This window comes from Klebsiella sp. CN_Kp088 (assembly GCF_040064335.1).
GTDB classification, from domain to species: Bacteria; Pseudomonadota; Gammaproteobacteria; order Enterobacterales; family Enterobacteriaceae; genus Klebsiella; species Klebsiella aerogenes.
The window spans coordinates 56422-75002 of record NZ_JBEAIQ010000014.1 but is presented as its reverse complement, the minus strand read 5'-3'; the positions used below and the strand labels follow the sequence as shown (position 1 = coordinate 75002).

Below are 18581 nucleotides of genomic sequence, written 5' to 3'. Positions count from 1 at the left end.
AGCGTTCAGTCCATGAAGAGGCAGGGGTATTCCCCCTGCCCGGTGCTACGAGAAAATCAGCTGGTCCAGGTCGCGTCGAACTGCACGCTCACGTCACCGCTCCAGATCCCTTCCGGCAGCGTGCTGTAATCGGTTACCGCGGTGGTGCCGTCGGTGGTACCGCTGATGATGGAGAAGTTAAAGCCGTCCTGCGCGGTGGTGCGGCCTGCGGTGTTGTAGCCGTTAGACAGCGCGCTGAGGTTGCCGCCCAGTACGCCGTTAGCGGTGTCGATCATGATGGTGTCAGCACTCTTTTCTACCGCGGCGCCGTTATAATCCACGCCCACGCTCAGCGTTGAGCCGGAGGTATCCAGCTGAGTCAGAGTGTTAGTGATAAGACGTGAAGTCAGTTTGAAGGCAGTCGCCGTGGTATCGCCTTCAACCGCGACATCAAACAGACCTTTTTGTGAGTTAAAGCCTTTAATCCCTTCGGCATACTGGAAAGCCAGGCTGCCAAGCGGGGTAACAACCAGTTTGCTGGAAGTGTCTTTTTTCGCGGTTGCAGACCAGGTAGCAACGGCCTGAGCAGTGACATCAGCAGCCTGAGCAACACCCATTCCAGCAAACGCCGTTACCAGAGCAATAGCAATAACCTTTTTTTTCATAGCTTTTTCATCCTGAGTTTAATTAAGGACAAGTCGTCCCGGTGTACCACTAAATAAACGTTACATAACTAATTTATAAATTTTTGAATACAGCTTGGCCTCAGCATTTCGCCGATGGGTATAAATAGTTTTCACACTGCAATTTTCAATTCTGGCGATAGATTTCGGATGCATTCCCTGGGCCGTCATTCTGATCACCGTCATTTCCCGGTCAGTAATTTTTTCTTTCTTAATATCTTTACGCAGAAACCGACCATTAATTACATAGGCCAGATCTTTTCTTATATCGCGCGCGAGGTCGACATACACCACGCCGCGAATATCACCGTTGTAATACCAATAATTGGCTAACGCTTCTGACTTTCTCGCGGCAATCAGAATGATTTGTTTGCCCTTGGCCTTGGCTAACCAGTCGTTGTCATAGCGAATAAAGTAATTTAATGCATTGGTACTCAGATTGATAAACAAAAAGTCCTTACATATTTTATCCAGTGACAAATAAATAAGTTCTTCGATATCTAAGATGAGTTCCGACAAGCCTTTTAAAAAATAAGTATCATGTGCTGGCCAAATACACTTATCAAGGGAGCATTGATCGTCCATATACTGTTTATCCTCTTCATCCTGGAATACTACCTTTCACCCCATCGCCGATAGCCAGGCCTGCAGAGATTAAACCTGCAAATTACCCCTGTTTAAATTGGTCATAATAAAACACCAGCGGCATTATTTAATCATTAATAATGTCGAAATTATTTATCGATTTATATTTTTTTGTTGGATTCAAATTTAGGTTTTTTCTGATTAAGTGTCAACAAGCAGGATGTGAAGCTAATTCTCATTTATGTCAATTTTTTGCTTTTTGCAGAAATCCTATTTTTTGCTCAAAAACAAAAAACATTTAATTTCATGTGGTTATTGATCGAAAATTCCTACAATCCGAATCGATTATTATATCATCCAGGATCATAACCCTAATTCATTAGGAATATTCTTAATGGATGAGATAAATGAAGTTGCGAAAAATCTTAATAACACATAAAAGTAAGAAGATAATACCGCAAAATAGCCATTTACAAGATGATCCGCCCAATCATAAGCTGCGTGAATGGTTTTAAGCACCGCACAAAATGCCTAAACATAAACATAAAAACCGCTTGCAGAGGACTATTAATCCCATGAAAGAATGATATCTAAGAGAATGAGATTAGTTCTCATATTTCTTTCTTATTTGCTCTCATTTTCATTAGTGTAGACCATCACGCTATGATTGCCGCTGGCATGTTTCTTTTACCTTGCAGGTAAGCGTTTCATCACGCTTTCATTATTTTTTCGCCTTACCGTCATCGAAAGTTCACACAAAACGCGATTAATAGTGACCAGTTTATGACGAACCAGGACACTCTTATGAACAGCTCTCTTGCCGCGGTGGCGGAAACCGAATTTTCGCTAATTACGCCCATCGCCCCAACCCGGCAGCGGAAAGTCTTAAGCGTGCGCAACCTGAGTAAATCTTATAATGCGCAGCAAACCGTGCTCGATAACATCAGCTTTGACCTCCATGCCGGCGAGCTGGTGGGCGTGATTGGCCGCTCGGGAGCCGGGAAATCCACACTGCTGCATGTCCTGAACGGCACTCATAGCGCCACCGGCGGTGAAATACTCAGCTTTCCGGAAGTGGGTATGCCCCATGATGTTTCACGCCTGAAAGGACGCGCGCTCAATGCCTGGCGCAGCGAATGCGGCATGATTTTCCAGGACTTCTGCCTTGTGCCGCGCCTTGATGTGCTGACTAACGTACTGCTCGGCCGCCTGAGTCAAACCTCAACCCTGAAGTCGCTGTTTAAGGTTTTCCCCGACGCCGACCGGGCGCGCGCGATTTCCCTTCTCGAGTGGATGAACATGTTGCCGCACGCCCTACAGCGGGCGGAAAACCTCTCCGGCGGCCAGATGCAGCGCGTAGCGATTTGCCGTGCGCTGATGCAAAACCCCGGGATCCTGCTGGCGGATGAACCCGTCGCCTCGCTCGATCCCAAAAACACCCAGCGCATCATGAATGTACTGCGGGAAATCAGCGGCCAGGGGATTAGCGTGATGGTCAACCTGCATTCGGTCGAACTGGTCAAAGAGTACTGCACCCGGGTCATTGGCGTCGCCAAAGGCCGCATCATATTCGACGATCATCCGGCACAGCTGACTCAGGATGTCCTGCATCGGTTGTACGGCGATGAAATTAGCCAATTGCATTAATTTCCTTTAGTTAAAAACACACAGGCAAAATAATGAACAAACATCTAAATGGCGCAGTTCGTTTATCCGCAGCAATCGCAGCTCTGTTACTGACGTGGCAAGCGAGCGCCGCTGAACAGCCGAAGGAATTAAATCTGGGGATCCTCGGCGGTCAAAACGCCACGCAACAAATTGGCGATAACCAGTGCGTGAAACAGTTCCTTGATAAAGAGCTGAAGGTCGATACCAAATTACGTAACTCATCCGATTATTCTGGCGTCATTCAGGGACTGCTGGGCGGGAAAGTCGATGTCGTATTAAGTATGTCGCCTTCTTCTTATGCCTCGGTCTATATCAATAACCCGAAAGCCGTCGATATTGTCGGTATCGCCGTTGACGATAAAGATCAATCCCGCGGCTACCACTCGGTGGTCATCGTCAAAGCTGACAGCCCGTATAAAACGCTGGACGATTTAAAAGGCAAAGCTTTTGGCTTCGCCGACCCGGATTCCACTTCCGGTTATTTAATTCCAAACCATGCCTTTAAACAGAAATTCGGCGGCGACGCGGATAACAAATACAATAATTTCTTCTCCAGCGTCACCTTCTCCGGCGGCCACGAACAGGACATTCTCGGCGTGCTGAACGGCCAGTTTGCCGGCGCGGTCACCTGGACCTCGATGGTCGGCGACTACAACAGCGGCTACAGCGTGGGCGCTTTCAATCGCCTGATTCGCATGGATCATCCGGATCTGATGAAGCAAATCCGGATTATCTGGCAATCGCCGCTGATCCCGAACGGCCCGATCCTCGTTAGCAATGCGCTGCCGGCGGACTTCAAAGCCAAAGTCGTCACCGCGCTTAAAAAACTGGATACCGACGATCACGCCTGTTTCGTGAAAGCGATGGGCGGTACTCAGCACATCGGCCCGGGCAGCGTGGCCGATTTCCAGCAGATCATCGATATGAAACGCGAGCTGGTTAGCGCGCGTTAATCCCGCACCGATGCCGCCGTCCGCGACGCAATGCGGACGGCGGCGCTACGTTAAAGACCTTTTCGCCGCATGAATAATACCCATACCGAATTTGAACGTTATTACCAGCAGGTCAGGACACGGCAAAAGCGCGATACCTTCGGCTGGTCGTTGGTGTTGCTGGCGCTCTACTTTGCCGCCGGGCACGCCGCCGAGTTTAATCTGTTCACCATCTGGCGTTCTCTGCCAAACTTTCTCGACTATATGTTCGAGACGCTGCCGACGCTGCATCCGGGCGTTCTGTTAGCCGATTCACATACCAAAGGCTCGCTGGCGTACTGGGGCTATCGCCTGCCAATTCAGCTACCGCTGATTTGGGAGACGCTGCAGCTGGCGCTGGCCTCCACGCTGGTGGCGGTCGCGGTAGCGACAATACTGGCTTTCCTCGCCGCCAATAATGCCTGGTCACCCGCGCCGCTACGCTTCGCCGTTCGCGTGCTGGTGGCCTTTTTACGCACCATGCCTGAGCTGGCCTGGGCGGTCATTTTCGTCATGGCGTTCGGTATCGGCGCGATCCCCGGTTTTCTGGCGCTGATGCTGCATACGGTCGGCAGCCTGACCAAACTGTTCTACGAAGCGGTGGAAAGCGCGCAGGATAAACCGGTGCGCGGGCTGGCGGCCTGCGGGGCATCGGCGCTGCAGAAGGTGCGCTTTGCCCTGTGGCCGCAGGTGAAACCGATTTTTCTCTCCTACGGTTTTATGCGCCTTGAGATCAACTTCCGCTCATCCACCATTCTTGGCCTGGTAGGGGCCGGCGGGATCGGCCAGGAGCTGATGACCAACATTAAGCTCGATCGTTACGATCAGGTCAGCATGACGCTGCTGCTGATCATTATTGTGGTGTCGCTGCTGGATATGCTTTCCGGCCGCCTGCGCCAGTGGGTTGTGGAGGGGAAAAAATGAGCCAATGGCAACATCAACCGGATATCGCCGCCAGCCGCCGCCAGCATCAGGCGCTGTATAAGACCCAGGGGCGATACCTGCGCTATGTCGGCCTGCTGGCGCTGGCGAGCGTACTTTATTACGTCTGGTTCTTTATGCAGTTCGGTATCAGTAGCGAACAACTGGCGACCGGTCTACAGCAGATGGGGCGCTATCTGCTGCGGATGTTTGTCTGGCACGACTTCTGGAACTGGCCGTTTGCCTATTACTTCACGCAAATCGCCATTACGCTTGCCATCGTCTTCGCCGGGACGATTACCGCGACGGTCATCGCGCTGTTGCTGTCATTCCTGGCGGCGCGCAATATTATGCGCGGCGTGATTCCCGGCATTATCGCCGTGTTGATGCGCCGCTTGTTTGACATGCTGCGCGGTATCGATATGGCTATCTGGGGTCTGATTTTCGTGCGCGCCGTAGGGCTCGGGCCGCTGGCGGGGGTACTGGCGATTATTATGCAGGATACCGGCCTGCTGGGCCGCCTGTATGCTGAAGGCCACGAGGCGGTAGACCGTTCGCCTGGCCGCGGCCTCACCGCCGTCGGCGCTAATGGTCTGCAGAAACACCGCTTCGGCATTTTCACCCAGTCGTTCCCGACTTTCCTGGCGCTGAGTTTATATCAGATTGAATCCAACACCCGTTCCGCCGCGGTATTAGGTTTTGTCGGCGCGGGGGGGATTGGCCTCATTTACGCGGAAAATATGCGTTTGTGGAACTGGGATGTGGTGATGTTTATTACCCTGTTGCTGGTCGCGGTGGTCATGGTGATGGACACCCTCTCCGCCTGGCTGCGCCGCCGTTACATCGGCGGCAGCGTAGTGCCGTTGTATCAAAGTCAGCAATAACCCCTCTCCCCGGTGGCGCTACGCTTACCGGGGTTACCAATCAGGGAAAACGTCTTTTTATTCGAGGCGCCACGCCAGCACCGGCCAGCCGTGCCGGGCGTTGGCTGCCAGCAGTTGCGGACAGGGATTGACCAACCGCACGCGATCCGCATGCAGGCACAGGGGCAGGTCGTTTATCGAATCGGTATAAAAAGTGACTTCGCCAGTATAGTCAGGATGCGCCTCGCGCCACTGCGCAAGGCGCGTCACTTTACCCTGCTGATAGCTCGGGGTACCGGCAATCACACCGCTGTAGCCGCCATCCGCCATTTCAACATCAATACCCAACGCCTGTTCAATCCCCAGCTCGGCGGCTATCGCCTGCACCAGCAGCGTCACCGAGGCGGAGATCACCAACATTTTTTCCCCTCGCGCCTGTAAGGTACGAATAACGTCCCATGCCTGCGGGTAGACCCGCGGCAACACCTTTTCGCGCACAAACCGCGCCACCAGCGTATCCACCTGCGTCTGCGGGATGCCGATCAGCGGCGCCTGAATCAGCGCAACATAATCGGCGATATTCATTTCCCCGCGGTCGTAATCCGCCATCAGCTGCGCCTCGCGCGCCAGATATTCCGGATCGCTCACCCAGCCTTCGCGCACCATAAACTGGCTCCACAGCGTACTACTGTCCCCTTTAATCAGGGTGTTATCCAGATCGAAAATCGTCACAGCATTAGACATCGGTCATTTTCCATAATCAGTAATATAAGCCTGCGAGAGCATGTATAAAGAAGATGACAGGAGCATGATCCGCCAGCGCTTTCAGCCCACCCCGCCAAAGCACATCGCCAGCAGCACCAGTAGCAATAGTAGCGGGTAGATCCGCACGTGCCAGCGATCGGGGAGTTTTGCCAACCAGCGCGATGCGCCCCGCAATCCCAACCAGCTCCCGGCCACCAGCAGCCCGGCCGCCAGCCACCAGATATTACCGATGAAACCGGAGGGCAGCGCCGCCATCGGCGCCATCAGCAGCCACGTCAGGCTGGCGGTCGCCGCCAGCGGCAGCGTCAGCAGGTTGGCCATTGCCGCGGCCTGCGCCATCGTCGCGCCACGCCGGCGCATCAGCGGCACGGTCATCACGCTGCCGCCAACGCCAAGGAAGGCGGCAATCAGGCCAATCCCGCCGCCAAGGATAGTCTCGCGCCCTGCACTCGACGGTGCGCAAGCCGTCGACGGCGCCATAAAGCCGGGGCGAACGTAGCAATCCACGATGGTCACCGCCAGGTACAAAATGAACAGCCAGCGGATCCACTCGCCGTTGACCCTCAGCGCCAGCGCCGCGCCGGCAATACCGCCGATGGCGATGCCGCCAAGTATCGGCAGCAGGGAGCGCCAGTGAACCGTTCCGGCGCGCAGGTGGCGGCCGCTTGCCAACAGCGACGTGCACAGCATCACCAGCGCCGACGTCGCTACCGCTATTTGCATCGCCTGACCGCCTACTGCGCCCTGATGGCTCAGCAAGAGGTAAAGCAGCGGCACGGTAACAAAGCCGCCGCCGAAGCCAAACAGCCAGGTGGTTACCCCGGACAACAGTCCGCAAACAAAAAGCCCAAATATCATCTACCGTTCCTCCATTCAGGGAGGTAACGATATAGAATAGCGGAATGGCTGACTTACGATTAAAAGCCAATATATTACGATTTTCAGCCAGGAGAGTACGCATGCGCAATATCGCGATTAATGATGTCGATCATCTGCCACGCCGGGTATTAGGCCTGGGTAGCGATTATCCGCCTGACACCCTTTTACCGCGCCATCATCACCGGCGAGCGCAGTTTCTCTATGCCGTGAATGGCTTGATGAAAGTCGAAACCGATGACGGTCAGTGGCTGGTGCCGCCGTTCAGCGGCGTATGGATACCCGCTAACAAACCGCATCGCGTCTGGATGCCGGGCGTGAGCACCCATAGTCTGTATATCGAACCGCAGGACGCGCCGCGCGCCGGGGTACGCTGCGAAGTATTGCAGGTTTCGCCGCTGCTACATCAACTGCTATTGGCCGCCTGCCAGTTGCCGCTGTTGTATGATGAGAGCGGGCATGATGCGGCGCTTATCGCCCTATTGCTGTTTGAACTGCAGGCCGCCCCGCCGCTGCCGATGTTTACGCCGCTACCGCAACATCCGCGACTGGCTGAACTATGCAGCGCGTTTCTCCGCCAGCCGGAGATTCACAGTACGCCGGAGCTGTGGGCCCAAAAGATGAATAAAAGCCTGCGTACCTTCAACCGCCGCTTTTTGCAGGAGACCGGGATGGCGTTTCGCGACTGGCGTCATAAAGCCTGCCTGATGTACGCTCTCACCGCCCTGCGAGAAGGACGAAGCATTACCGACGTGGCGTTAAGCCTTGGCTATGAGCATCCGGCGGCGTTTACCGCCATGTTCCGCAAAGCGATGGGCTATGCGCCAGCCTCTTTTATCCGCCATCTTAAAGGAGGCACGCCTGTCTCTCGCGTCAGATAAATAAGAACATCCTGATTCTGGCCTGTTATATTTTGATTTAGATAGTAAACATTTATTAATAAATAAAATCACCGCGTTTACTATCTGAAAAATGTGCTTATTACGGTACCGGCGAATTTATGCCTGCGGTACGTAAGTTTTCGTAAATTTTGCGTTTCATCATTCTGACGTTTCCCTGAATACGCTATAAATGGCGACGGTCGATCCCTAACATGAAAATAACGACATGAAGCCCAAACTCAGCCACGCTTTATTACTTGTTCCTTTATTGATTTTGGCAGGATGTTCATCTTCCCCAAAAAAGCCGCCCAAGGCGGTGGCCCAACATCATTACGAGCCAATCGACAGCGGCTCCGACGATCTGATACCAGTACTGGCAGCCCTGCACGATCAGATGCACACCTGGGACGGCACCCCTTATGAATGGGGCGGCACCGACCAGAGCGGCGTCGACTGTTCCGGCTTTGTCTGGCGTACTCTGAAGGACCGCTTCAATCTGCCAATGGACCGCGTGACCACCGGCGATCTTCTGCATATGGGCGTGCGGGTTAGCAAGCAGCAGCTGCGACCTGGCGATTTAGTCTTCTTCCGTATTCACGGCGGCATGCACGTCGGTTTCTACGATACCGACCATAACTTCCTGCACGCCTCCGCCAGCCAGGGCGTCATGCGTTCGTCGCTGGATAATCCGTACTGGAACCGCGTATTTTATCAGGCGCGGCGCTTGCCGAAGGAATATAACGCGCAGATCACCATGAATAACGACGATCTGCATCTGGCGAAAAACCGCTAATCCTGACAAATGCAAACCGCGGCGCTCAAGGCCGCGGTTTTATTTTTATTACGCTCAGCTTTATCAGAACTGATAGGTCATCCCCAGCGCGACGATGTCGTCATCGTTAATACCGAGCTTATTATCGCTCTTCAGCTGGTTAATTTTGTAATCCACAAAGGCGTTCATGTTTTTGTTGAAGTAGTAGGTCAGGCCGACGTCAATATAATTGACCAGATCTTCGCTGCCGACACCTTCAATATCTTTGCCTTTCGACAGTACATAACCCAGAGACGGACGCAGGCCGAAATCGAACTGATATTGGGCAACCGCTTCAAAGTTCTGTGCTTTATTGGCAAAACCACCGCTGATCGGGGTCATTTTGCGGGTCTCAGAGTACATTGTCGCCAGGTAGATATTGTTGGCGTCGTACTTCAGGCCGGTAGCCCAGGCTTCCGCTTTGGAGCCCTGGCCGCGCGCCAGCAGGTTCTGATCGTTGGTACGGTCAGAGCTGGTATAAGCCGCGCTGACGGCGAAATCACTGCCGCCGAAATCATAGCTTAAAGAGGTGCCGAAGCCGTCGCCATTCTGTTTTTTCGCTTCACGGCCTTCGTTTTTGCCCTGATATTGCAGGGTCATATTCAGACCATCCACCAGGCCGAAGAAATCAGTGTTGCGGTAGGTCGCCAGGCCGCTGGCGCGTTTGGTCATGAAGTTATCGGTCTGCGCGGAGGAGTCGCCGCCGAACTCCGGGAACATATCGGTCCAGGCTTCAACGTCGTACAGCGCGCCGAGGTTACGACCATAGTCAAATGATCCAAACTCTTTTAACTTCACGCCGGCAAACGCCAGACGGGTTTTCTGCGAAGAATCGCTTTCGGTTTTATTGCCGGAGAATTCGGATTCCCAGCGGCCATAACCGGTCAGTTGATCGTTGATCTGCGTTTCGCCTTTGATACCGAAGCGAACGTAGGTCTGGTCGCCATCCTTGCTGTCATAATCGCTGAAGTAGTGCATGGCTTTCACTTTGCCGTACACGTCCAGTTTATTGCCGTCTTTATTGTATACTTCCGCTGCCTGTGAAGCCGAAGAAGCAACAAAACCCATCATCATTAATGCCAGTGAACGCTTTTTCATTATGTGGTCCTGGTGATTTATTTACACGCGCTTATCAATTCCGGGCGAAGGCCCCGTCAAAAACTGGAGGTTTTTTAACGCTGTAGTGTTAAATATTTATGACGAAATGGAACTTTTTATAAAAAAGAATGTTTAAATATTTCCGTCATAAATATGTCACCTTGCCTGCGCAGAATGCCCGATCCGCGCAATAAAATGGCTTGACCAATACGCCAGCAGTTGGCAAGCGGCCTGACTCCTGTTACAACATCAGCTCGATCTCGATATTCCTTTTGAACGGCAGAAAATCATGAGTGATAGCCAGACGCTGGTGGTAAAACTGGGCACCAGTGTTTTAACGGGCGGATCCCGACGCCTGAACCGCGCCCATATCGTTGAGTTAGTGCGCCAGTGCGCGCAGCTGCATGCCATGGGGCACCGCATTGTGATTGTGACTTCCGGGGCCATCGCCGCCGGACGTGAACACCTCGGCTACCCTGAACTGCCCGCCACCATTGCCTCAAAACAGCTGTTGGCGGCAGTCGGCCAAAGCCGTCTTATCCAACTGTGGGAGCAGCTTTTCTCTATTTACGGCATTCATGTCGGCCAGATGCTGCTGACCCGTGCCGATATGGAAGATCGCGAGCGGTTCCTCAACGCCCGCGATACCCTGCGCGCGCTGCTGGATAACAATATTGTGCCGGTCATTAATGAGAATGACGCCGTCGCCACCGCTGAAATCAAAGTCGGCGACAACGATAATCTTTCCGCCCTGGCGGCCATTCTCGCCGGCGCCGATAAACTGCTGCTGTTAACCGATCAGCCGGGACTCTTTACCGCCGACCCGCGCAGCAATCCGCAGGCTGAGCTTATTAAAGATGTCTACGGCATCGATGACGCGCTGCGCGCCATCGCAGGCGATAGCGTTTCCGGCCTCGGCACCGGCGGCATGGGCACCAAACTGCAGGCTGCGGACGTCGCCTGTCGCGCGGGCATCGATACCATTATCGCCGCCGGCAACCGCCCGGACGTTATCGGCCACGCGATGGAAGGCCTGCCGGTGGGCACCTGTTTCCACGCTCAGGAATCACCGCTGGAGAACCGCAAACGCTGGATCTTCGGCGCGCCGCCGGCCGGTGAAATCACCGTCGATGCCGGGGCGACCCAGGCTATTCTGGAAAGAGGAAGCTCATTGCTGCCAAAAGGCATCAAAACCGTCAGCGGGAATTTCTCCCGCGGCGAAGTTATCCGAATCCGCAGTAGCGAAGGCCGCGATATCGCTCACGGCGTAAGTCGCTATAACAGCGACGCCCTGCGCCTGATCGCCGGGCAGCACTCGCAGCAAATCGATGCCATCCTCGGCTATGAATACGGCCCGGTGGCCGTCCATCGCGACGACATGATTACCCGTTAAGGAGCTGAAAATGCTGGAACAAATGGGCATTGCGGCCAAAGCGGCCTCTTACCAACTCGCGCTGCTTTCCAGCCGCGAGAAAAATCAGGTTCTGAACAAGATTGCTGATTATCTGGAAGCGCAGACCGAAGACATCCTGCGCGCCAACGCCGAGGATCTCAGCGACGCCCGCGCCAATGGCCTAAGCGAAGCGATGCTCGATCGCCTGGCGCTGACGCCAGCGCGCCTGCGCAGCATCGCCGATGACGTGCGTCAGGTGTGTAGCCTGGCGGATCCGGTCGGCCAGGTGATTGACGGCGGTCTGCTGGATAGCGGCCTGCGTATCGAACGTCGCCGCGTGCCGCTGGGAGTGATCGGCGTGATTTATGAAGCGCGGCCGAACGTGACCGTCGATGTCGCCTCTCTGTGCCTGAAGACCGGCAATGCGGCTATTCTGCGCGGCGGTAAAGAGACCTGGCGTACCAATGCCGCGACGGTGAAAGTGATTCAACAGGCGCTGCAGGAGTGCGGCCTGCCGGCTGCCGCGGTGCTGGCAATCGAGAGCCCGGATCGCGCGCTGGTCGGCGAAATGCTGAAGATGGATAAATACATCGATATGCTGATCCCGCGCGGCGGCGCAGGCCTGCATAAGCTGTGCCGCGAGCAATCCACGATCCCGGTGATCACCGGCGGTATCGGCGTGTGTCATATTTTCGTCGACGATTCGGCAGAGATCGCACCGGCGTTGAAGATCATCGTTAACGCCAAGACCCAACGCCCGAGCACCTGCAATACCGCCGAGACGCTGCTGGTACACCGTAATATCGCCGATACCTTCCTGCCTGCGCTGAGCAAACAGATGGCGGAGAGCGGCGTGACGCTGCACGCCGACCCGGCCGCCCTGCCCCTCCTGCAGAATGGTCCCGCGAAGGTGGAACCGGTGAAAGCGGAGCAGTACGACGATGAGTATTTGTCGCTGGATCTGAACGTGAAAGTTGTCGCCGACCTCGATGAGGCGATTGCCCATATTCGTGAACACGGTACCCAGCATTCCGATGCTATTCTGACGCGTACCCTGCGCCATGCGAATCGCTTTATTAATGAAGTGGATTCGTCGGCGGTATACGTTAACGCTTCTACCCGATTCACCGACGGCGGCCAGTTCGGCCTCGGCGCGGAGGTGGCGGTCAGCACCCAGAAGCTGCACGCCCGCGGGCCGATGGGCCTGGAAGCGCTGACTACCTATAAGTGGATTGGTTTCGGCGACGATACCATTCGTGCTTAACGCTAAGCGGGTGATGCAAAAGTAGCCGTTTGATTCGAAAGGGCATTGACGCATCACCCACTTAGTTTTAACCTTCTACCCCGTGCTTCACGTAGGTGAACGCGTCCTTTCAGGGCCGATATAGCTCAGTTGGTAGAGCAGCGCATTCGTAATGCGAAGGTCGTAGGTTCGACTCCTATTATCGGCACCATTTCAACTTCCCCAAATGTCCGTATTCATTCATAAACACCCTGATTTATAACGATTTTACTGCTTTTTAGTCCCTCGCCGTCCGTAACCATCCAGTAGAATCCGATACAGAATATGTATAGGATTGTGTATATGTCCCTGTTCGGTCTTGGATTCCTATACACATGTCTTTAAACGATATGCAGATTCGCCGCGCTAAGCCTGAAGCTAAAGCCTATACACTTGGAGATGGGCAAGGGCTGTCATTGCTTATAGAACCTAATGGAAGCAAGAGCTGGCGGTTCCGTTATCGTTTTGCCGGTAAACCCAAAATGATCTCGCTTGGTGTGTATCCGACGATCACACTTGCAGATGCCCGTTCCCGTCGTGATGATGCCCGAAAACTGGTCGCCGAAGGAAAGAATCCGAGTGAGGTTCGAAAAGAGCAGAAGATTGCTTTGCAAACCGAGTCTGAAAGCGCGTTCGAAAAGATAGCCACAGAGTGGCACCAGATGAAGTCTGCCAAATGGTCGGCAGGTTATGCGTCAGACATCATGGAAGCGTTTCAGAACGACATATTCCCTTATGTAGGGGCGAGGCCAGTTGGTGAAATTAAACCGCTGGAACTGCTTAATGTGCTGCGTAAAATTGAAAAACGCGGTGCATTGGAGAAAATGCGGAAAGTGCGTCAGCGTTGCTCTGAAGTGTTTCGCTACGCAATTGCAACGGGTAGAGCGGAGTACAATCCTGCGGCAGATCTTTCCAGCGCTCTCGAAGTACACCAATCCAATCATTTCCCGTTCCTAAAAGCTGATGAGATACCCGAATTTCTGAATGCCTTAGAGAGTTACACCGGGAGTAAGCTTGTCCAGATAGCCACGAAATTACTGATGATTACGGGCGTGAGAACCATCGAATTACGTGCGGCATTATGGCAAGAATTTGATCTGAATAACGCTATTTGGGAAATTCCTGCTGAAAGGATGAAAATGCGCAGGCCGCATCTTGTGCCATTGTCGACTCAAGCGTTAGATTTACTCAATCAACTCAAGACCATGACAGGAAACTATCGCTATGTTTTTCCGGGACGGAACGATCAGAACAAACCTATGAGCGAAGCTAGTATAAATCGTGTTATCAAATGTATAGGTTATGCTGGGCGATTAACCGGGCATGGGTTTAGGCATACTTTATCAACAATTTTACACGAGAAGGGCTTTGAGTCGGCTTGGATAGAAACCCAGCTTGCTCACATTGATAAAAACATGATTAGAGGTACGTATAATCATACTCAATATCTTTCTCAAAGACGTAATATGATGGAATGGTACTCTAATACTATTGTAAACAGGACTTAATATGGAACTTGATCAAATTTATTATGATGCTTTAAAGGGAAACTGTTTTCTCTTCTTAGGGGCGGGGTTTAGTTATGAAGCAAAGAATGCTGCTGGCGAAAGATTTCCAAGTGCAGATAAATTAGCTACACAACTCCAAGATAAATTAGATTATGATGAGGAACGTCCCCAACTTAAACAGGCTTCTGAAGATTATATCGATGAGTTTGGTAAAGAAGCTCTTTTTAAAATAATATCTGATACATTTAGAGTTAAATCGACAAATGTTGATTATTCAGTACTAACTAAAATGAGATGGCGGAGATTTTATACCACAAACTATGATGATCTAATTGAGCAAACTTTTAGGGAAAAAAAAGTAAATATTCATTCATTGTTAATAAACGATGAGCCATCTCTAATGATTCCAGGAGAAATATCCTGCATTCATTTAAATGGTTTCGTAGAAAAGATGGAGTTAAGTAAGTTTGATAGTGAATTTAAGTTAACTGAAACTAGTTATTTGACACAAATGTTTACTAACAGTAAATGGAAGACTGTTTTCAACGCAGATTTAAGAGAGTGTGATCGTGTATTTTTTATAGGTTATTCTTTGTACGATCTTGACATCGAGAAGATTCTAGTTGAAAACCCAGATATTAACCGTAAATGTGTTTTCATAACAGAAGAAAAGCCGTCTTTGAGCCTTCATAAAAAATTAAGTAAATATGGAAGTGTATTGAAGATAGGAGTGGCTGGTTTTTTAAATGGGTTAAAAAATTCAATAGATTTATTAGGAGATGTAACGTCAGAATTTAGATATGAAAATGTCCATCGTTATGATTCCGTTATACCAGACTCCAGTGTTACAACAAAAGATATTATTTCTCTTTTTATGTATGGTAGTGAGAAACAATCAGCTATAAAAGATTCTATATTATCTGGCAACTCGAATTATTATATCTTCAGAAGAAAAATAAAAGATTTAGATCATGATCTAAAACGACACTCATGTGTAGTTGTCCACTCAAAATTAGCAAACGGCAAGTCTATGTTTTGCTTAGGAGCTATAGAGCACCTGACGTCTCTCGGATACACAGTATTCTCATTGAATAATAGTAAGGATATAACATCTGCCGAAATAGAGAATTTAAAGAAAGAAAAAAAACCTGTTTTGATTATTGAAAATTATCATCGATACATTCCCTCTCTTCAGTTACTCGGTGCAATGAATACCGATAATATCAAAATCATTCTTACTTGCAGGACTGAGCTGCAAGAGATATATGTTGAAAATTTAGATGATCTCGGATGGTCTAGTTTCGAATTGGATGTCAATTATTTGACTAAAGAAGAGCTTACTGCAGTAATTAATATCATGGGGTCAAATGGCCTTTTTGGTGAACGTTCAAATTTGAATGAAAAACAGAAGCTTGATTATCTAACTAAAAATTGCCGCAGAGAAATGTCTCTTATTTTAGCTGATATTTTAAAAGCACCACAAATTACTGAAAGGATTAATGAATTATTAAGTAAAGTGCGAAAGGATAGTGAGCTTGAAGAATGTTTGCTTGCTTGTTCTATAGCCTCATATTTAGGTTACGAGTTCGATAGTATAGATATCCAAACTCTAACTTCTGCCAGGGGAATAGATAAAGTTAAGTATTTAAAGGATGAAACCACATCTCAAATACTAGAAAAAAACTCACAAGGATTAGTTGTTTTAAAAAACCCAGTTTTAGCTAAGCATATTCTAGCAGCTAAGGTGGAGACCAATTCAAATGAATTCTTGAAGTTTTTAGTTGAATTCTACGGAAAATTAAATCAATATTCTTCTTATGAAAGAAAATATTATGACTTAATGAAAGATATTAATGTTTTTTCAAACCAGCTAAAGTTATTTGGAGAAAAAAATTGTTTCATTATTAATGATTTTTATGATAGGGTGCGATTATATTCTGATAATAGCAGAAATCATCATTTCTGGTTGCAATTTGCAATAGCAAAACTTTCAATCAAAGAATACGATGATGCTAAGACATACATTAAAACAACTATTTCCTTAGCAAAGGATCGTCGTTACAATTTTGATTGGGTAAATTGTCAGTACGCGCGCTTAGTTATTGAAACCGCTCACCTTGTTGATAATACAAAAGAAATTATTGAAAGATTAAAGTTTGCGTCTAGTTTGATTATAAATCAAAACAATAGACATTATCCATTCCGGGTTGCTTGCAGTTTTGTATATTATGCAAGAGATAATCAGGCCACAATTGATCTTGAAACGAAGAAAGCTATTGCAGAGATATTAAGGCAGTTTGATGCAAAATATTTTAAAACGATTTCTCAACTTAGGAATAAAGAACACCCAGTTATGACCAATTTTAAATCTACAATAGGACAGTTTTTTAAAAATAATCCTAATCTTTAAATATATAGGAGGTGGCGCAATGCTCTCCCCGCCCCGCCTGCCCGCTTAATGGGGCACTTTTAATGCAGGTGCAAAGGTGGCCTCAAGCCGCGCCACAACTGGCGCAGGTAGGGAGTGCAGAGAGCGGGGAAATTCATGCAAAACCATGCACCTTATGGATGCATGGCTTTTTTCGGGAAAAATGACGGGATTTACAGGGATTTTTTTACGGCCTACTGCGCGGCCAGCTCGGCGCGTCGGCGAGTGTAAATCATGTTCTGTGCAGGAGTAAATGTTTCACGATTATCATCCCGCGAAGGTGCGTCAGACCTGTATCCGATGGCCGTTAAAATATCGCTGTCCTGTGCAGAATAATTAATGTCATTTCCTGCGGTCAGCCAGACGGAAAGAGCTTCTCGGAGATATGCCATCGAACGGTCAAGCGCGCGGTTTTTTATCATCGCGGGCTGGTTTTTAATCCCCATCAGCTCCTGTGCCAGTGCGGCGACCAGTTCTGAGTATGCATCCCGGTAAAACGGCCCATTCACTTTTAGAGATCTTCCGACATACTGAGTATATCCCTGAGGAGATAGGCCACAATAAGGACAACACATCATGACAGTAATCTTCATGCCTCCATCGGAGTTCTTATCGACCCAAGCATTAGATAGTGTCTGCCGCAAAGTTTTGGCTGGATTACGGTAAATTCCATCAGTATGATTGTTTGCACAATCAGCGAGTGAGAAACAACTTTCTGCGAGATAAAGGATGATAGAATATGAAAGTGACTGATGAGGCTTTATTACATTCTGGGTTTACGCCATCAGATTTGCAGAAGATAAAGAACAACATTGAAAGCTACGGCGGAACGTTAGGGGAAGCGATCCAAGATCTGGCAAATCGATTCAGGGTTATTTTATGGATAACATCATCTTGTCTGATGGTTTTTATCATTTTAGTACTGTTTTCTGCAAAAGAAACCGTGGTTGGTGGTGGAATATCAATTCTGATCGCTATCGGCATTGTTCTATTTATACAGCCGCCAGTCCTGTCTTACAAATCCTGGCGGTTCTTGAGAAAAAATAGAGTTTAATGGTATGGCGCTTCTGTGGAAAACAAGTCAAAAATAACTTTAGCCTTGAGTCCATAGCCTACTATTTTCATTGTTAATTTTGGTCGACTCATCGTATCAACCTGCCGATAGAAATCACGAGGCATCCATCTAAAAAGCCTCCACGCTTCAGGTTTGCTTGCTAATCCGAAGATGCTATAAACACTCGCACCTAATGTAAGTGTGTTATAAAGCGCTAGTCCTGTTTCCGGCTTGAACCCCATAAAGTGAGCCATTTCCATAGCACCATCAGCTACAAACCCTTGTGTCTTAAATTCCTTGCCATAAATACCAGGAATGATTTCTTTTGAGAGACCATTGATTCCATCCATTACAAGGATAGCTCCAGCCAGCATACCTATAGGCGTCATTGTCGAAACCATCAAAACACCGCCAGCAATAGCCATTCCAGAAACCACAACTTGAATGGCTGAAATCACATATCCGACGATTTTATTATTTTCCCTAACGAACTCGATCTTTGCATAAAGCTGCGCGACTCTGGTTCTTAACAGGCGTCCTTGTTCTTCCAGATTATTTGTTTCAGCGCGCAGATTTTTGATGCATGCGACACATTCCTCGTCTGTTTTGGCCCGCCGTGCTGCTGCAAATTCTTTTTCTACGACCTGTTTTATCTCTTCAACGAACTTTATCCGTGTCAGGCCATCATGCAGATGGAATGCTGACAGCCTGTTTGCTGTTTCTATAAGTTTCCGGGCTTCCAAATTCACCATTGTATCTGACCAGGTTCTATTCCAGCCCCTGTTAAACAGCGTGATATCCATAATGCTTCCTCA

At 49.7% G+C, this 18581-nt stretch carries 17 protein-coding genes, 1 tRNA gene and 1 pseudogene; 12 read left to right on the top strand and 7 right to left on the bottom strand.

Annotated elements, in window-relative coordinates; all coding sequences use genetic code 11:
* Positions 1-56 precede the first annotated feature (56 nt).
* Entirely contained in the window at positions 57-644 is a 588-nt protein-coding gene (locus tag ABLV08_RS03920) for a common pilus major fimbrillin subunit EcpA (RefSeq protein ID WP_015704519.1), read from the bottom strand.
* A gap of 60 nt (positions 645-704) precedes the next feature.
* Positions 705-1247 (bottom strand): helix-turn-helix transcriptional regulator, encoded by a 543-nt coding sequence (locus tag ABLV08_RS03915; protein ID WP_015704518.1) that lies wholly within the window; start codon positions 1245-1247, stop codon positions 705-707.
* Between the two features lie 804 nt (positions 1248-2051).
* On the opposite strand from ABLV08_RS03915, the gene phnC reads away from it, so the two are divergent.
* From phnC to phnE (ABLV08_RS03895), 4 genes are all read left to right on the top strand, one after another.
* Complete coding sequence (phnC, locus tag ABLV08_RS03910; RefSeq protein ID WP_032707513.1) at positions 2052-2894, top strand: phosphonate ABC transporter ATP-binding protein; 843 nt, start codon at positions 2052-2054, stop codon at positions 2892-2894.
* Positions 2895-2926: 32 nt separating this feature from the next.
* Positions 2927-3868 carry a phosphonate ABC transporter substrate-binding protein gene (phnD, locus tag ABLV08_RS03905; protein WP_032712705.1) on the top strand — a complete coding sequence of 314 codons (942 nt, stop codon included), beginning with the start codon at positions 2927-2929 and terminating at the stop codon, positions 3866-3868.
* A gap of 69 nt (positions 3869-3937) precedes the next feature.
* Entirely contained in the window at positions 3938-4810 is an 873-nt protein-coding gene (gene phnE / locus ABLV08_RS03900; RefSeq protein ID WP_045388456.1) for a phosphonate ABC transporter, permease protein PhnE, read from the top strand.
* The gene (gene phnE / locus ABLV08_RS03895; protein WP_045388453.1) at positions 4807-5691 is read left to right on the top strand and encodes a phosphonate ABC transporter, permease protein PhnE; all 885 of its coding nucleotides are present in this window, start codon (positions 4807-4809) and stop codon (positions 5689-5691) included. The genes phnE (ABLV08_RS03900) and phnE (ABLV08_RS03895) overlap by 4 nt, the downstream gene beginning before the upstream one ends.
* 57 nt (positions 5692-5748) lie before the next feature.
* Here phnE (ABLV08_RS03895) and ABLV08_RS03890 read toward each other — a convergent pair whose 3' ends face one another.
* Complete coding sequence (locus tag ABLV08_RS03890; protein WP_045388450.1) at positions 5749-6414, bottom strand: HAD family hydrolase; 666 nt, start codon at positions 6412-6414, stop codon at positions 5749-5751.
* An 81-nt stretch (positions 6415-6495) separates the two neighbouring features.
* A complete protein-coding gene (locus ABLV08_RS03885) occupies positions 6496-7293 on the bottom strand; it encodes a sulfite exporter TauE/SafE family protein (protein WP_045413080.1) in 798 nt (265 codons plus the stop codon).
* Between the two features lie 101 nt (positions 7294-7394).
* Between ABLV08_RS03885 and ABLV08_RS03880 the strand changes: the two genes are divergently transcribed.
* A complete protein-coding gene (locus ABLV08_RS03880; RefSeq protein WP_032712702.1) occupies positions 7395-8192 on the top strand; it encodes a helix-turn-helix transcriptional regulator in 798 nt (265 codons plus the stop codon).
* Between the two features lie 226 nt (positions 8193-8418).
* Entirely contained in the window at positions 8419-8985 is a 567-nt protein-coding gene (locus tag ABLV08_RS03875) for an NlpC/P60 family protein (RefSeq protein WP_032712701.1), read from the top strand.
* Between the two features lie 63 nt (positions 8986-9048).
* Here ABLV08_RS03875 and phoE read toward each other — a convergent pair whose 3' ends face one another.
* Complete coding sequence (gene phoE / locus ABLV08_RS03870) at positions 9049-10101, bottom strand: phosphoporin PhoE (protein ID WP_015368078.1); 1053 nt, start codon at positions 10099-10101, stop codon at positions 9049-9051.
* Between the two features lie 289 nt (positions 10102-10390).
* Here phoE and proB point away from each other — a divergent pair, with 289 nt between their 5' ends.
* The 5 genes from proB to ABLV08_RS03845 all read left to right on the top strand — a co-directional run bounded on the left by proB (position 10391) and on the right by ABLV08_RS03845 (position 16694).
* Entirely contained in the window at positions 10391-11494 is a 1104-nt protein-coding gene (proB, locus tag ABLV08_RS03865; protein WP_015368077.1) for a glutamate 5-kinase, read from the top strand.
* A 10-nt stretch (positions 11495-11504) separates the two neighbouring features.
* The gene (proA, locus tag ABLV08_RS03860) at positions 11505-12758 is read left to right on the top strand and encodes a glutamate-5-semialdehyde dehydrogenase (protein ID WP_348855592.1); all 1254 of its coding nucleotides are present in this window, start codon (positions 11505-11507) and stop codon (positions 12756-12758) included.
* A 114-nt stretch (positions 12759-12872) separates the two neighbouring features.
* Positions 12873-12948 (top strand) — tRNA-Thr (locus tag ABLV08_RS03855).
* Positions 12949-13111: 163 nt separating this feature from the next.
* Positions 13112-14284, top strand: coding sequence for an integrase arm-type DNA-binding domain-containing protein (locus ABLV08_RS03850; RefSeq protein ID WP_348855591.1), 1173 nt, complete (start codon positions 13112-13114; stop codon positions 14282-14284).
* 1 nt (position 14285) lies between these two features.
* Positions 14286-16694 (top strand): SIR2 family protein, encoded by a 2409-nt coding sequence (locus ABLV08_RS03845; RefSeq protein ID WP_221695154.1) that lies wholly within the window; start codon positions 14286-14288, stop codon positions 16692-16694.
* 212 nt (positions 16695-16906) lie between these two features.
* Here the strand turns inward: ABLV08_RS03845 and ABLV08_RS03840 are convergent.
* Positions 16907-17191: pseudogene (locus tag ABLV08_RS03840) on the bottom strand (phage polarity suppression protein); the annotation flags it as partial.
* 260 nt (positions 17192-17451) lie between these two features.
* Between ABLV08_RS03840 and ABLV08_RS03835 the strand changes: the two are divergent.
* Positions 17452-17766, top strand: coding sequence for a hypothetical protein (locus tag ABLV08_RS03835; protein ID WP_221695153.1), 315 nt, complete (start codon positions 17452-17454; stop codon positions 17764-17766).
* Here the strand turns inward: ABLV08_RS03835 and ABLV08_RS03830 are convergent.
* A complete protein-coding gene (locus ABLV08_RS03830) occupies positions 17763-18569 on the bottom strand; it encodes a DUF4225 domain-containing protein (RefSeq protein ID WP_221695152.1) in 807 nt (268 codons plus the stop codon). The two genes, ABLV08_RS03835 and ABLV08_RS03830, sit on opposite strands and share 4 nt — an antisense overlap.
* Positions 18570-18581: the final 12 nt, after the last annotated feature.

What these genes read in the sequence shown, in the direction of transcription:
- ABLV08_RS03920 (WP_015704519.1), bottom strand. Translation starts at nt 644, where the DNA reads ATGAAAAAAAAGGTTATTGCTATTGCTCTGGTAACGGCGTTTGCTGGA.
- ABLV08_RS03915 (WP_015704518.1), bottom strand. Translation starts at nt 1,247, where the DNA reads ATGGACGATCAATGCTCCCTTGATAAGTGTATTTGGCCAGCACATGAT.
- phnC (WP_032707513.1), top strand. Translation starts at nt 2,052, where the DNA reads ATGAACAGCTCTCTTGCCGCGGTGGCGGAAACCGAATTTTCGCTAATT.
- phnD (WP_032712705.1), top strand. Translation starts at nt 2,927, where the DNA reads ATGAACAAACATCTAAATGGCGCAGTTCGTTTATCCGCAGCAATCGCA.
- phnE (WP_045388456.1), top strand. Translation starts at nt 3,938, where the DNA reads ATGAATAATACCCATACCGAATTTGAACGTTATTACCAGCAGGTCAGG.
- phnE (WP_045388453.1), top strand. Translation starts at nt 4,807, where the DNA reads ATGAGCCAATGGCAACATCAACCGGATATCGCCGCCAGCCGCCGCCAG.
- ABLV08_RS03890 (WP_045388450.1), bottom strand. Translation starts at nt 6,414, where the DNA reads ATGTCTAATGCTGTGACGATTTTCGATCTGGATAACACCCTGATTAAA.
- ABLV08_RS03885 (WP_045413080.1), bottom strand. Translation starts at nt 7,293, where the DNA reads ATGATATTTGGGCTTTTTGTTTGCGGACTGTTGTCCGGGGTAACCACC.
- ABLV08_RS03880 (WP_032712702.1), top strand. Translation starts at nt 7,395, where the DNA reads ATGCGCAATATCGCGATTAATGATGTCGATCATCTGCCACGCCGGGTA.
- ABLV08_RS03875 (WP_032712701.1), top strand. Translation starts at nt 8,419, where the DNA reads ATGAAGCCCAAACTCAGCCACGCTTTATTACTTGTTCCTTTATTGATT.
- phoE (WP_015368078.1), bottom strand. Translation starts at nt 10,101, where the DNA reads ATGAAAAAGCGTTCACTGGCATTAATGATGATGGGTTTTGTTGCTTCT.
- proB (WP_015368077.1), top strand. Translation starts at nt 10,391, where the DNA reads ATGAGTGATAGCCAGACGCTGGTGGTAAAACTGGGCACCAGTGTTTTA.
- proA (WP_348855592.1), top strand. Translation starts at nt 11,505, where the DNA reads ATGCTGGAACAAATGGGCATTGCGGCCAAAGCGGCCTCTTACCAACTC.
- ABLV08_RS03850 (WP_348855591.1), top strand. Translation starts at nt 13,112, where the DNA reads ATGTCTTTAAACGATATGCAGATTCGCCGCGCTAAGCCTGAAGCTAAA.
- ABLV08_RS03845 (WP_221695154.1), top strand. Translation starts at nt 14,286, where the DNA reads ATGGAACTTGATCAAATTTATTATGATGCTTTAAAGGGAAACTGTTTT.
- ABLV08_RS03835 (WP_221695153.1), top strand. Translation starts at nt 17,452, where the DNA reads ATGAAAGTGACTGATGAGGCTTTATTACATTCTGGGTTTACGCCATCA.
- ABLV08_RS03830 (WP_221695152.1), bottom strand. Translation starts at nt 18,569, where the DNA reads ATGGATATCACGCTGTTTAACAGGGGCTGGAATAGAACCTGGTCAGAT.